Below are 14,616 nucleotides of genomic sequence, written 5' to 3'. Positions count from 1 at the left end.
GCGCTTACAAAAAGAGTTTAGTCTAAAAAATAATATAAATTATATAGTTATAAATTTCCGGGCGTGAGTATGTATAAGAAGAAAAAAATGGAACACCTGAGAAAAAACTTGCAATATTTACTCGATTCCAGAGGGGAAACAAGAGTATCGCTCTGTGAGCAAACAAATCTTAATCGTACGACTATCTATAACATCTTAGAAGATAGGGTTCAAAACGTTCACTCTTCCACAATACAGAAAATCTCCAATTTCTTTGGCATATCATATAGTGAAATAGAATCAACTGATATCGCAGAAAAAGAGCGTTTGGATGGAACCATTTCTTATGAAGGGAATATGAATCCCTGTGCTGTTCCGTTATTTATGCAATCTGAATGTATTACTTCTGAATTTTTGGTCAGTAAGATAGGCTCCCTGATGGTTGGACGGCAACTGACTTATTATTTTGGTACAGGGCCTAATATTGTTGCCGTTTTACTTGAGGATGATTTATCAGGCAAACATAATTCAGGAGATTTATTAATAATCAGGAGAGGTAATTACACGAGTAACAATCCAAAGCTATGTTTCGATCCAAAACTGCAACAGTTTCATATCAAAGAATCGAATAGAGAGAGTTTGGATCATTGGATAATCATTGGAGACATAATGGAAGAAAGGTTCGGATATGGAGAAAACGGCCTTATCACATAGATGTATCATATGAATATTTATACAACTTAGCGCTTAATAACCATGCTATGTATAAGGCAAATAATATTCTTGATTTTTTCCTTGCTGTTAAGAACAGATATATTCTGATTTGAATAATATTTAATAATATCAATTGGTTAGTTTTACTTATTTGTTTTTTTGTTTATTCATCCTTAAATAATGACACACATATTCACCATCAAAATCAACATTTGTGTTTTTATGTGTTGATTTTGATATTTGTCTGGTGTATTAATTTCATCATCAAAACATAAGATAAAATTTATACTTTGTCTGGACGTTAGATTAGGGAGACACTTCTCCTTCTATGTGGACAAATTATTTTCATTATTTTGAATTAAAATGTTACTCGCCCACACCAGGGAAATGTTAGTTCGTTTTTTAAACTGTTTTTTTGAATTAAAATAGAGTAGCCAGTCTCTTAATCGAAGATGTCTGATTAAGAGACTGGAGCTATCATTAAGCCAATATACGACAGGCTAATGTAGCAATAACTTGCAAGGTGTCTTATGCCAGAGGCAGGTAAATATCAGTGACGGCTTCGGCTTCAGTCACCGTTGGGAACAACTTTACGCGTTCAAAAAAGAGCGGGAAATCCCGAACTTCCTGATTGTGTTCCGATAACCAATTTGTATACAAATAATTGACTATGGAGGTGATTCCCTCATCTGAGCCTGTGTATCTAATATAAGCACATTTTCCTGATGGGATTGTTTTTAATGCAATTCTTGCATTCTTAACCGCAAACTTTGGTGAAACCTCTACACACAAATCAAACTGATACTCTTGCGGGTCAATGTTTGCGGGATCTGCATAAACAAAATTAAAAGTTCGGTGACGCTCTGGGGATAACTTATTCGTTATTCTCCACGCTTTGAACGCCCTAATTGTATTGCCAATATTTGATGATGGACCTTTATGTTCCATAACTGCCACGGTGGTTTCTGGAAAATTGACGATTTTTACTTCAACAGGAGATAATTTCTCATTCATCATTTTAGTCCTAATATTATTTATGATTTGGTAGTGTCTGTGCCAGACAGACCAATCAGGTTTTTTTCTGAACTCAATAGGACTTTGACCAACTGAACTTTTGAACGCCCTGGAGAATGCCTCCGGACTTTCATATCCACATGCAAGAGCAATATCTATTACTGAATCATCGTTATACGCCAACTTATAACTCGCTCTTTTCAATCGAATTTGCCTGATATATGCAGCAGCACCGATACCATAAGTTGCAGAAAACAATCTGTGAAAGTGATATTTAGAACAAGCTGCAATGTTACTCAAACTTTCTCCATCCATATGTGTATCGATATGTTCATCAATGTAATGAAGAAGGGCATTCAATCGTTGTTTAATCATCGCCATATATCCAACCTATCGGGTACAAGGAGATGTTATATAGTTTCCTGTAGCAGGACATGATAATGATTGCTGACTTATATTTTTCATGGAGGTTCCTGCCAATAAATAGTCTCTCTTCGAGGTTTATTTATTGCACCATATTTAGATACAAAACAGGCAAAAATAGGAAACAAGCCAATAACAAACATGACCATTTTAAATTAACTTATTGATTTAAATGTAAATTATTTTTCTGGATTGAAGTTGATAATGATTATAGTATTGATAACTATTACTGACGGTTATCATATTTCTTGGTTATCTTGACTATGCGAAATTTTTTTTCACAGCCATAGAGATATCGTTAATGAATTTAGATTAACCCTCTTACGAATATGTTTATTTTTCCAATAACATGAGAATGGAATCACATGATGGGTGCTACGATTGATAAGGACAATATATCTACCGATCCGTTGTCTTCTGCCCTTGACTGTTGTCGATTATTGTTGCAGTTGATTAAAGGTGAAGCTCAAGAAACGCCTTCTTTATCCTCTGATAGCAAGCTGAAATTTGCAGTCAAAGAATACGGTAAAATACATAATGTTGATATGGCATTATGCCGTTTAAAATTCCATAAGCTGACACCAAAACAGTTACCTTTGGCCTTTCGAGACAAGCAGGGAGGATTTGTTGTATTAGTACGCCTCTCTCCTGATCAGGCTCTGATCCAGTCTCCTTATTCCGCTTCACCTGAAGTACTTCCTATTGATGAGCTTGAAGCCAGGTGGAGTTGCGAAGTGATCCAGCTGCGGGAGGGGGGGCCACAGGTTCGATGTTTCCTGGTTTATTCCTGCCTTTATTCATCACCGCCACCTCCTCGGTGAGGTGCTGATTTTCTCCCTGATGCTGCAACTACTTGCTCTTGTTGCACCTTTGCTTTTCCAGGTCGTGATGGACAAAGTGTTGGTACACAGGGCATTGTCCACCCTGGATGTGCTGGTGATAGTGCTAATTGTGGCAGGGGTGTTCGAGGTGATACTCCGAGGATTACGTGAATACTTGTTCGCTCATACCGCTAACCGCATCGATATTGCCTTGGGCGTTAAACTCTTCCGGCATTTGCTGGGTCTGCCTCTGCTCTACTTTAAGCACCGTCAGGTAGGCTCTATCATCACTCGGGTGCAAGAGCTTGACAGTATTCGTGACTTTTTGACTGGCTCTATGCTGACCTTATGTGTGGATGTTGCATTCACCTTTGTCTTCTTCGGGGTAATGGCCTGGCTGTCATTGCCTCTGACTTGCGTAGTGTTAGCGTTATTACCACTCTATTTCTTGTTGGCCTGGCTGAGTTCAAAACCGCTGCAACAGCGGATTGAACAGCAGTTCCAGACTGCGGCCTGCAATACCTCCTTTTTGAACGAATCCGTTAGCGGTGTCGAAACCATCAAAAGTCTGGCGGTGGAACCCAATATGCAGCGGCGTTGGGAATCCCAGACCGCAAATATGGTTGCAGCCAGTTTTCGTACTCAGGTTCTTAATAGCTTCGTCAGCCACGGAGTGATGTTGCTACAGAAAGTAACGAGTGTCGGGATTATCTGGTTAGGGGCGAATATGGTTATTGCTCTGGAACTCACCATTGGTCAGCTAATCGCGTTCAATATGATGGTGTCACACATCAGCCAACCTATCGCTAAGTTGATCGACCTGTGGCAGCAGTTTGTCCTGACCAGAGTCGCTGTTGACAAACTTGGCGACATGCTCAACCTGTCTGTTGAGCAGGTACAGGGAGATATTTATCCCCGGAAGCCGCTCAACGGTGATTTACAGCTGCGTAATCTGGTGTTCCGTTACCAACCCGACCAAGAGCCTGTACTGAAAGGGATAACTCTGCATATCAGGGCGGGCGAGTCTTTGGGAATAGTCGGTCCTTCCGGCTCAGGAAAAAGTACCCTGGCCCGCCTGCTACAAAGACTTTATGCGCCAGACGGAGGAGAGATCTTGCTCGATGGCATTCCTCTACATCAACTCAATCCCACCTGCCTGCGTAGCCAGATCGGGGTTGTGTTGCAGGAGAATTACCTGTTCAAGCGCAGTGTGCGCCATAACATTGCACTCAAGGATCCCACCGCTTCGTTGGAGGAAGTGATAGCCGCTGCCAAATTAGCGGGTGCTCATGATTTTGTCCTTCAGTTGCCTCTGGGTTATGACACCGTGCTGGCTGAAGCGGGTAGCTCTCTGTCCGGGGGACAGCGTCAACGCATTGCTATCGCTCGGGCATTGATGGCTAACCCCAGTATTCTGATTTTCGACGAGGCGACAAGCGCCCTTGATGATGAGTCTCAAGCCTTAATCCAGGCCAATATGGCTGAGATTTCCCGGGGACGTACCGTTATCACCATTGCTCACCGCTTGTCTACAGTGCGTGATTGTGACCGTATAATCACGTTAGAACAGGGCCGGATCACTGAATCAGGCAGCCATCACCAGTTGCTGGCTAAGGGAGGTTGCTACGCCAGACTGTGGCAGTTGCAACAGGCATTACGCAAGGAGGTGGTGTGATGTCGTTCAAGCATCTGAAAACCGCATTTTTGGCCTGGCGTCAAGAACGTTGTGCACCCGAGGCACCGAAGCGTACCCGTGATGAGTACGAGTTTCAGCCTGGCTATCTGGAGATCGTCGAACGCCCTCCGGCACCTTGGGCAAGGCTGACGGCGGGGGCACTGACTCTGTTACTGCTAATCGCTTTGATCTGGTCAATGGTTGGCCGACTGGACATCCATGCTAATGCTGTGGGGAAATTACTTGTATCCAGCAATTCGAAGGTTATTCAGCCCCTTGAGACGGGTGAAATTGCCGAGATATTAGTTCGTGACGGCCAGAAAGTAAAAGCGGGAGATGTACTTATTAAACTCAACATCCTGGGCGTTGAAGCTGAATTGAAGGAGTTGCAGGCGCAGATTAACTTCAAACAGTTGGAGCAGGCGAGATTGCAGGCTCTGCTGACCGATGCCCCTATCGAAAATTTTGTCGTTCCGCAAAATATCCCGCCAGCACAGGCCATGCAAGCGAGAGAGCATCTGGCGAGTATCTGGAAAGAAGTGGTTGCCAATCTAAACGGTCTGGATGGCGAAATGAAGATTAATCAGGCGAACCAGTCCGCCCGTCGTGCCGACATCTCCGCGTTGGAGCATCTTGCAGCCAATATCAAGGTACGTCTTGAAGCGCACCGGATCCTGGCTGCCAAAAAGCTGCTATCAAAAGTTGAGCTACTAGGGCAAGAGAAAGAAAGGCTGGAGGTAGAACGTTCTCTTTCTCAACAACATGCCGAATTGGCTGTCCTTGAAGAGCAATATCAGGGATTGCAGGAAAGCCGAGAGCGCTATCTGGCGAAGATCAACCGTGAATATTATGACCAGTTGAATGAAGCACAGGCCGCAATCGCTGTTATGGCACAGCAGTTAATTAAAACGCGTGAAAGGTTGCGCTTGTATACCCTGCGGGCACCGGTTGATGGTGTGGTGCAGCAATTGGCGATCCACACGCTGGGGGGCGTCGTGCAATCGGCCCAACAACTGATGGTGATCGTACCTGATGATACTCTGTTCGAAGCCGAAGTGATGGTGTTGAACAAGGATGTGGGATTTGTGCACGCAGGTCAGCCGGTGGAAATTAAGGTCGATGCTTTCCCTTATACCCGTTATGGCACTGTACGGGGCAAGGTGGCTCATGTCTCTAAGGATGCAGTTAAGGATGAGCAACTGGGGCTGGTATTCCCGGCACGGGTTCGAATGGAACGAACCTCTGTTGCAGTGGATGAGCGTGAAGTCCCATTACAAGCAGGTATGAGTGTTACCGCCGAAATCCGTACCGGGGATAGACGGGTAATCGACTACCTGATCAGTCCGTTGCAACAGTACCAGTCCGAAGCCTTGAAGGAACGATAATGCCAGCTATCGAATCTACCCGATTAGAGTCATTTAGCGGAGACGAGTCCACAGTCGTAGATAGTGGTCTTTTGGCTCTGGCCTACGCCGCCCGCCATTTCAATGTGGCAGTGGAGCCGAAGTTATTGAGTCACCGTCTCGCCCGTACCCAGGGTAACACAGACTACCAAGACCTTTGCCGTTGTGCCCAGTGGATCGGATTGAGGGCTCGCTATATCACCACAGATATGAGCCGTCTCGAACACCTTCCCCTGCCTGTCTTATTGGATACAGAACAGGGTTGGTTAGTACTGGAAAGGGTTGAAGGTGAGTTTGTTGTCTTGTATCAGCCAGACTTGAGTAAAGAGAAACATTATCCCCGGACTATTCTTGCTGACCATTGGCAAGGCAGGGTTGTGTTACTGGCGGAGGCAGTCGAGCAACCGAAACGACAGAAATTCGGCTTTAGCTGGTTTATACCTTCCATTCGTAAACATGCCGCCCAGTTTAGAAACGTGCTCCTCGTGTCTTTGATGCTACAGTTGGTTGCCTTAGTCACCCCTATGTTGTTCGAGAATGTGATCGATAGGGTTCTGGTCAGTCGCAGCCTGTCAAGCTTACAGGTGCTGGGATTTGCCATGCTTATCCTGGCCGTGTGCGAGCCTGTTTATCGTTTTCTCCGCTCCTGGCTGTTCGCTAATCTTGCCAGTAAAGTCAATTCTGAGCTTTCCAGTCGTCTCTATCAGCATTTAATCACCCTGCCATTGGATTATTTCCGGCAGCGTCAAACGGGAGAAATCATCGCCAGAGTGCGCGAAATGAGCCAGATACAACAGTTTCTTACCGGTTCGGCACTGACAATGGTACTGGATTTGGCCTTTGTCGGCTTGTTTGTGGCGGTGATGTTCTTCTATGCCCCTGAGCTAACATGGCTGGTGCTCGACTCTCTGGTGCTCTATTTCCTGTTCTGGATGGTTGTTGGACCTGTGCTGCGTACCAGGGTATTGCGGGAATATGAGTTAAGGGCTGACAACACGGCTTTCCTGATCGAATCAGTGACCGGCATTGAAACGATTAAGACCAGCGCTACTGAGGCGGGTTTCTCGCGCCGTTGGGAGCGCCAGCTATCTGCGTTTGTCCGTGCCTCATTTCGCGCCAAAGTAGTAGGACTCCTCGCCGGACAGGGAATAGGGCTGATCCAGAAACTGACCTCCGCCCTGCTACTGTGGTGGGGAGCTATTATGGTGATGGAGGGAAAACTCAGTCTGGGGGAGCTGGTGGCCTTTAATATGCTGTCGGAGCACGTTACCCAACCGATCCTGCGCTTAGCTCAGGTCTGGCAGGACTTTCAACACACTTTAATCTCATTGAAGCGGCTCGGTGACATCCTCGATGAAGAGGGAGAAAACGGTAGCGGAGGTCTGGCTTCAATCCCCAGATTACAAGGAGGGGTGAGTTTCAGAGGTGTACGCTTTCGCTACAGCGAGGAAGGTCAGGAAGTATTGCGTAACCTCAATATCGAAATGAGTCCCGGTGAATTTGTTGGTATTACAGGGCCATCAGGTTCGGGTAAATCCACCCTGACGCGGTTGTTACAGCGCCTTTATATTCCCCAGCACGGACAAGTATTAGTGGATGGCATCGACTTAGCGATTGCGGATCCGGTGGAGCTGCGTCGCAACATGAGTGTCGTACCACAAGAGAGTTTGCTGTTTTCAGGATCGGTCGCAGAAAACATCCGTCAATGTCGACCGCAAGCCAGTGATGCTGAAGTGATTCAGGTAGCAACGTTGGCTGGAGCAGACGAGTTTATTCGCAGCTTGCCACAGGGATACAACACGCAGGTTGGTGAGAAGGGCGTGCTCTTGTCTGGTGGACAGCGTCAGCGTATCGCTCTGGCCAGGGCTTTGCTAACGAATCCAGGCATTCTGCTGCTGGATGAGGCCACAAGTGCCTTGGATTATGAATCGGAAGCAGCGGTGATAGCTAACTTGCAGCACATTGCTCAAGGCCGCACTGTGATCAGTGTTGCTCATCGCCTAAATACCTTGCGCCATGCTGATCGGATTTTAGTACTCGATCAGGGGCAAGTCGTTGAGCAGGGCAGCCACGAGCAATTGCTCGCCTTAGACGGGCTTTACGCCCGGCTGTGGGCCTTGCAGATGAAAGAAAAAGTAACCCCGTAAAGATCATTAGTAGGATTTTTTTATAAGGAGAATTGTCATGCCCAATAACAGCTACCTATCGCTGCTTGTTTCCGCTCAGGCGATACCCCGTCAGGGTAGCGCGAATATCCGGCAGTTTGCTATCAATCCTGAATTATTTGCAAAATCCAACACTATCAGTGCCGAGACACTGGTTAGAGCAGGGCGGCTTCCGGCAGAGGGAGATGCCAAATTGGTGAAAATTAAGTCAGGCTTATATGAGATTGAATATGCGGATCGAAGCCCGAATGAGATAGCCGGGAGTGATGCTGACAGCGTGCCAGCCTATTTCCTTGGCTACAACGGAGCAAACCAGGCTAATACGTTGCCAGCTTATGTAGATATTCCTAAGTATGCAATTCCGGGAAGTTTTCTGTTCACGGGATCTTTGTCAGGCTGTTCACTGGTGGTGACCGATCTTGATGCTGATACTTACCGGGTCTATCACGACGGACGGGTCAACAGTTCGTTGCTATATGATAACGTGGTCATGGCCGTGGACTTTAAGGATTATCAGGTAGCAAACACCGCCGAAGGTCTTGCTGCGGCATACATGCAATACGTTGAGGGTAAATGGCAATTGGTATTCCAGCGCCAGGAGTATCAACGGGACGGTCTGAATATCTGGCCGACATTGCGTCGTGGTGAGGAACCCCTATTGATTCAGGACGCTGACAGCCAGGCGATTGAGCGCAGCAAGGCCCAATTCGCCACTTATCGTGAGAAGATCCATCAAAAACTGAAAAAGGCGGCTGCACAGTTTGGCGTGTCAGTTGAAGGGATCTCTGAGGGTGTATATGAACAGGGAGAATTTTCTCCCCATCATCCGGCAATTGCTGGATGGATTGGGTTGCGTGACCGGGTCCAGGCTGCGATCGGAGCAGAAACTCAGCCGTTGGTGGATAGCCGGAATAAACTCTATGAAAATCGAAGAAAAACCAGAGACCGTTCTGAGATTTCTCGGATTGATGAAAAGATAAGGTATATCAATATCACGCTGGATCACTACAAGGAGCAATACGATTCAGTTTTGCGTGAAGTGTTTTCCGTGGAACAAAGCTGGTTGTGGCAGCAGATCAAGTCCAAAAACGGTATAGATGCGGTAGTGAGGATTGATGATACCTCTATCCAAGGCGGTGGGCAGGAACGCGATTATAACGTGGGCGAGCGTTATGCTATTGCCGAAGCTTACCAGCGAAGTGGGCCGAAGAGTCCTGAATTTTCCGATGGCTTGCAGAACGTTCAGGATACGACCATTCCAGGTTTTAACGATGGAATGTCAATCCTAGAGATGAAAAAACTGTTTCTTGACAGCCCACTTACCCCTAAACAGCGAGGGGCTTTGAGCGCTCGCATCACTGAAGTTAGCCGGGCTGAATATATTGACAAAATATTGAAACAGACAGCGGTGTTCAGCGAGGACTTTCAGCGTGCCGGTAGCAGCTTCAGTCGTCTGATACCCCAAGATTTTTATCTGTCATTGGTTGGAGACGCATCTGGTGGTCGCTGTTATCCCCTGGTCAGAGCTATGGCAGTAGCACTAGCCAGCGGGGGTGAAGCACGTATCAATAGTCTGGTGGAAAAACTCTTCTTTGCCGCAGCTTCCCCTCAGGCGGGCAGTTCCACGCTGCTAAAAAACAGTCTGGTAAGGCTGCACTCTAATGTTGAGGCGAGTCAGGCGTCAAAAGCGCTGGAAGAGAAGGTTACCTTGCCTAAGGTTGTTTCTTTGTTGCAGGAAGCGACTGGAACTTCGACGTTCGCCCTCAATACCCAAAACCATGCCATGATGGTGGGGAGCACTGTCGACGCTAAAGGGCGTCGTTACTATTTCTATGATCCCAATTTCGGGATTTTTGCATTCGATAACTCAGTCAATTTTTTACGTGCTATGGAAAAACATTTAGTGAAGCGTGGATTGGCTGTTCACTATAGTGCGTTTGGTAGTAAGTCTGCGCCTACCTTCAATCTGGTGGAGATCGATCCTGTCAAGATGGCAAGAGTACCCGTAGACTATGGCTTAGATGTTGCTGATTTGACCCGTCCTGACGAACTTGCCACTGTGATAGAACAACGCCAGTGGGTCAAGCAAGCCGTCAATGCCCAAGTGAACATTGCCGAGGATACTCAGTTACGCACCTCATTGGCTACCCTTGAAACAGAGCAGTGGGGAGCAAAATTCGATAAGGCCATTACAGCGCTCGCTCAGGAACATAAGTTTGACCATCGTTGGATACCAGTAATTAGCAGCATTAAGGAACAGGGGGAAGGTCGTTACAGTGTCCAATTCATCAATCGCGATCACTTGGAAGAGACGCGTTTGGTGAGCAGCAACGATGCCACTTTTTTCGAATTCCGCCATTTCGTCGATGAACATATGCTCACGCTGGGCAAGCATTTTAACCTTGAACGCGGCCAGTTACGGTTCAATGGAATTGACGGTGAGGCAGCTCCGGTTGATGGGCTGAATGCTGGGTTTGCAGTACAGACGCTAATCCAGTGGCTTGCCGACAAGAATCGCAATGATGCGGCAAATGGGAAAGTTTCGCCTGATTTGGCCACCGCACTCAAGATCCATAGTTACCTTAACTACGCCCAGATGATTCACGCAGGTGCGAACGATGTCACCAACGTTATCGAGTTGGTGCGCACGGCGTTACGTGGTGAAGTGATGGTCGCTGAAACCTCGCTCAATCAGTTTTCTTCAACTCTGGCTCATACTGCCAATGAAGGCATAGGTGTGCTGCTTGGTGGAGCCTTGGTTGGGTTGGATGCCTATGAGCTAGCCCATGCCGAAACGGATACCCAGAAAGCCGTGTTCGGAACCCAGCTAGCGTTCGATTCGGCCAGCTTCGTGACAGGTACTGCCGGGGTGGGTGCCGGGCTGGTTGGTGCCTCGACGGCCTCTGCTGTACTGGGTGGTGCCGGCGTGATCCTTGGCGGGCTTGCCGTGGGCTTTACCGCGCTGGCGCAAGCGTTTGGTGCCGTTGCTGAGGATGCAAAAGCGGTGGGCCGTTACTTCGATATGCTCGACAAAGCCTACACGGGCAATGGTTACCGGTATGACAGTGAGAAAAAGGTGCTGATACCATTAGCCGGGGCTGTGATTAAGACGTTGGATCTGCGCAATAATCAGATTGATTTTGACAGCCAGTATATTTATCGCACCCATTCAGGCTCTACTGGTTCAGGAAAAATCAATTATTTCTTCTGGATCGGCGATTTTCCCAGAATGGTTCATGATCGCAGCCAGGCGATTGAAGTCCGTAGCGGCATCGGCTACAAAGGTGTCTCTCATAAACTCGAGCACAGTGACAGTAGCGTATTAATCCTACCGGGGACACCTAAGTCCTTCATCAGGTACGAATATATGCAACTTCCTGGGGCAACTACGCGTCACGATACGGGATTTGATGTTATCCGCAGACTCGAAGAGGATAAACGCTTCGATTACGATTTCTACATCTTCCCGGGAGAAGCAACGATCCGCAGGATCCATCAGGAGTATGTAGCAACACCGATCGAAGTCGTGCTCGATCAACACGACAGGAAACTGATAGTGCCTGAGCTTCCTAAAGAACTGCACGGCTATCTGCATTACGAGATTAAAGGTGCCGGTGGTGAATATCTGATCGGGTTGAATGAAGGCACTAGCGTGAAGCTCATCAGTGACGTCTCCAATGCGGATGGCAGCCGCAATGTCCCGTCGCGCTGGATCATCGATAGCAGCCAACTCGCCAGTGATACTATCAGCGTCTCGAAGAGCCGATTGGTAGTCGGTGGCGTCGTGGTCGAACTCGATCCCTCTCAGAATGGTCAAATATTGGTAGTCAACGGCAAAAATGAAGTGAGTGAAGTCGATTTTTCCAATCTGACAACGCAGGTGATAAGCGAAGATGCGGGCAAGTGGCAAGTGCCCGGCCAGCAAATTGAGCAACATCTCAATTTGCTGGCCAAGGCGCATCAGTTGCACGGGCAGTATGTGGTAGTGGAGAACTACAATCACAACGGGCATGATGTTGGTCGGGCTTTCTATGACGTCTCCAGGAAGCGGATGCTATTCACCGATACTCTTCACGAGCAAGCTAAACATGCCCAGCTGGGGGCGGTGATGGGTGACTATGCTTATTTCTACGACGCCGATAACGCGGTCGCGTGGCGGGTAGACATTGCCACGGGACAAGTTAACGCGCAGTTTGAGCCATGGTTCAACCAGAATGCAGGCAGGATTAGTCGGTTATGGCAAGAAGGTGATGCAGTCTACCTGGCGCGCCGTTATCAGTTGGAAGAGAGAGAAGCTGAGTTGAGCTACCGGATCATCGATGACCGCATGGAGTTAGTTAGCGTGGTGGGTGATGAAAAGTTACTCCGGCTTTCGGCAAACAGAGATCGGCATGGTGACGAGCTTAAGACTATACTTCGAGGTTACGAGAGCAATAGCACTCAACGTGAGACTTCGGTGTATACCCTGGGTGCACGGCTGATCCGACCGACCAGTGCCGAGTTGGTCACCCTATTCGGAACGGATACGGCTGGTGTGGCCCATCGCTACTGGGTACGCACCAGCGATGGAACACTGATTAAACCGAATCTGGCACCACCGAAAGAACAAACCTTGTACTTTAAAGGGCATGAACAGACCCGCAGTGCCTGGCAGATCCCGGCTGACCTTGTGCTAGCGGGAAGCATCTCCCGTCCCGTTGGTACGGAAGTGTTCTTCTTCTACAGTAAAGAGCAGAATGCTTTGTTCCGTCAGGAAGGCCCGGGTCAGGCTGTTCTTGACGCTAATCAACCCACTGCCTTGCGTATCAACACACCACCGTTAGCCAACGTAGTCAACCTGAATGGTAGCCTGCTTGCCATCACTGAGGATGGGCGCGTAGCGCAACTTGATGCATTGGGGCAGCTTAACTACGAAGCAGTTAACGAGCATTGGCTCAAGGGGCGTCCCCACTGGTGGCAGGATCTGGCGAGTGTCACAAATGGTGGGACCACTCTGGCGGTATTTGGAGTCAAGGGCACCGATGGCAAAAGCGTGTTACCCGTGTGGTATCACAATGGAAAAGTGGTCGTGGCGTCAGCAGCACTACAGGATAAATCGCTACAGTTCCTGGGATTCGACGCTGATGGCACCGTTGCGCGGCTCTTTGAACCGGAAAGTGGTAAGTTATATCACCAACCAGCTATGACTACGAATGCATTGGCTACTGCCTTTGGTTCTGGCTTTGTACTTAATGCTTCGGCACAACTTCCCGTTGCCAGTGAGTTGACACCTGAGTTGTCTCTTAAGGCGGCACAACCGGTCGATGCCGGAATGCGTCTGATCACCGTCAAGGGTGAGATATTGGTACGAGCTAATAATGGTGAATTGCGGTTAGTTGGTGTTGATAAAGAGTGGCATCAGAACAATGCGGCTAATTTGTCACAGGCACTCACTGAACTTACCGCTCGGTGGAATGCCAAAGGGGTACTGACCTTACAAAATAACAATATGCAAGACTGGTTTGATGTTGATAGCGGTCAGGTATTTTCAGGCAAGGGCATTCCCGTCTCAGGTAATCTGCGCTTCCTGGGAATCGACGCCAAAAATAAGGCGGCATATGTGTATAACCCGATGACTCAGGCGTTATACCAGAGCGATAGCAGTGGGGTAAAAATACTCAATAAATCCATTGGAATGGAGCGAATCAAGTCATCCTTATTACTTCAAGGCGGCGAAGCCAGTGATAATCTAACGCTACCGATCATTGATGGTGTCGATAGTCTGGTGCTGTATGGTGGAGCCAATCATGATACCTATCGATTCAGTAAAGAGATGTGGGCTCACTACCGTAAGGTGATCATCGACAATAACGATCCGAGACAGTCTTTAGATCGTCTGATCTTACCGATAGCCAATCTGAAAAGTGTTCTCGTGAACCGACACGATGATGATCTGATGTTGACTGACTCCGGTAATGGAACAGCATTGGTGGTGCGTCAGGTATTTGGTAACCAGGCCAAATCTCATCAGCATTTGCATATTAATTTGGAGGGAACTTCGTCGGCGATTAATGTGACACGTCTAGTCGAGAACATGAGTAAGCAAGGAGATATGTTGATGGATTTATCCTGGGCCAGCAGGCGACCCAATATTGCTGCTCATACCGTTACTACTGTTTCAGAGGCGGAAAGCCCGAGTCTGGTGAAGTTAAGCGAGGCGATGGCTTCATTCCCTGATATGGGTGGTGTTTACGAACACCTACGGCAAAATATACAACCGGCTAAGGCCGAGCAGCCGCTTTTGTTGCCTAACTCCAACTCTGTCATAGGGTAAGAACGAGAAATAACAGGAGAGGCTAATTGTCTCTCCTGTTGCTATCAGGTCATGCTCCCAACGATCAGATATTGTGATAAACCCCGCTTTTTATTGATCAACGGTTTTT

7 protein-coding genes are annotated in these 14,616 nt (G+C 47.7%); 6 read left to right on the top strand and 1 reads right to left on the bottom strand.

The genetic code is table 11. The features are described 5' to 3' along the window. Positions 1-69: 69 nt before the first annotated feature. The gene (locus PXH59_RS09620; RefSeq protein ID WP_285811477.1) at positions 70-693 is read left to right on the top strand and encodes a helix-turn-helix domain-containing protein; all 624 of its coding nucleotides are present in this window, start codon (positions 70-72) and stop codon (positions 691-693) included. Positions 694-1,221: 528 nt separating this feature from the next. Here the strand turns inward: PXH59_RS09620 and PXH59_RS09615 are convergent. Beyond that, the gene (locus PXH59_RS09615; RefSeq protein ID WP_285811476.1) at positions 1,222-2,088 is read right to left on the bottom strand and encodes an AraC family transcriptional regulator; all 867 of its coding nucleotides are present in this window, start codon (positions 2,086-2,088) and stop codon (positions 1,222-1,224) included. A gap of 407 nt (positions 2,089-2,495) precedes the next feature. On the opposite strand from PXH59_RS09615, the gene PXH59_RS09610 reads away from it, so the two are divergent. From PXH59_RS09610 to PXH59_RS09590, 5 genes are read left to right on the top strand one after another with little or no spacing between them, the layout of a single operon-like run. Then, positions 2,496-2,951, top strand: a complete 456-nt coding sequence (locus PXH59_RS09610) for a cysteine peptidase family C39 domain-containing protein (RefSeq protein ID WP_285811474.1) — start codon at positions 2,496-2,498, stop codon at positions 2,949-2,951. Next, on the top strand, positions 2,914-4,626 hold the full coding sequence (locus PXH59_RS09605) for a peptidase domain-containing ABC transporter (protein ID WP_352232142.1): 1,713 nt from the start codon (positions 2,914-2,916) through the stop codon (positions 4,624-4,626). The genes PXH59_RS09610 and PXH59_RS09605 overlap by 38 nt, the downstream gene beginning before the upstream one ends. After that, entirely contained in the window at positions 4,626-6,011 is a 1,386-nt protein-coding gene (locus tag PXH59_RS09600) for an HlyD family type I secretion periplasmic adaptor subunit (protein WP_285811472.1), read from the top strand. The genes PXH59_RS09605 and PXH59_RS09600 overlap by 1 nt, the downstream gene beginning before the upstream one ends. Further along, positions 6,011-8,176, top strand: coding sequence for a type I secretion system permease/ATPase (locus PXH59_RS09595; RefSeq protein ID WP_285811470.1), 2,166 nt, complete (start codon positions 6,011-6,013; stop codon positions 8,174-8,176). Before PXH59_RS09600 ends, PXH59_RS09595 begins: the two co-directional genes overlap by 1 nt. A 37-nt stretch (positions 8,177-8,213) precedes the next feature. Next, on the top strand, positions 8,214-14,507 hold the full coding sequence (locus PXH59_RS09590; protein WP_285811469.1) for a TcdA/TcdB pore-forming domain-containing protein: 6,294 nt from the start codon (positions 8,214-8,216) through the stop codon (positions 14,505-14,507). Positions 14,508-14,616 lie beyond the last annotated feature (109 nt).

It is taken from the genome of Xenorhabdus bakwenae (assembly GCF_030272115.1).
Lineage (GTDB): Bacteria > Pseudomonadota > Gammaproteobacteria > Enterobacterales > Enterobacteriaceae > Xenorhabdus > Xenorhabdus bakwenae.
This window is presented reverse-complemented; position numbering and strand designations above follow the sequence as displayed.

Bases quoted from the DNA above. Each gene is read 5' to 3' on its own strand.
- PXH59_RS09620 (WP_285811477.1), top strand. From the start codon at position 70: ATGTATAAGAAGAAAAAAATGGAACACCTGAGAAAAAACTTGCAATAT.
- PXH59_RS09615 (WP_285811476.1), bottom strand. From the start codon at position 2,088: ATGGCGATGATTAAACAACGATTGAATGCCCTTCTTCATTACATTGAT.
- PXH59_RS09610 (WP_285811474.1), top strand. From the start codon at position 2,496: ATGATGGGTGCTACGATTGATAAGGACAATATATCTACCGATCCGTTG.
- PXH59_RS09600 (WP_285811472.1), top strand. From the start codon at position 4,626: ATGTCGTTCAAGCATCTGAAAACCGCATTTTTGGCCTGGCGTCAAGAA.
- PXH59_RS09595 (WP_285811470.1), top strand. From the start codon at position 6,011: ATGCCAGCTATCGAATCTACCCGATTAGAGTCATTTAGCGGAGACGAG.
- PXH59_RS09590 (WP_285811469.1), top strand. From the start codon at position 8,214: ATGCCCAATAACAGCTACCTATCGCTGCTTGTTTCCGCTCAGGCGATA.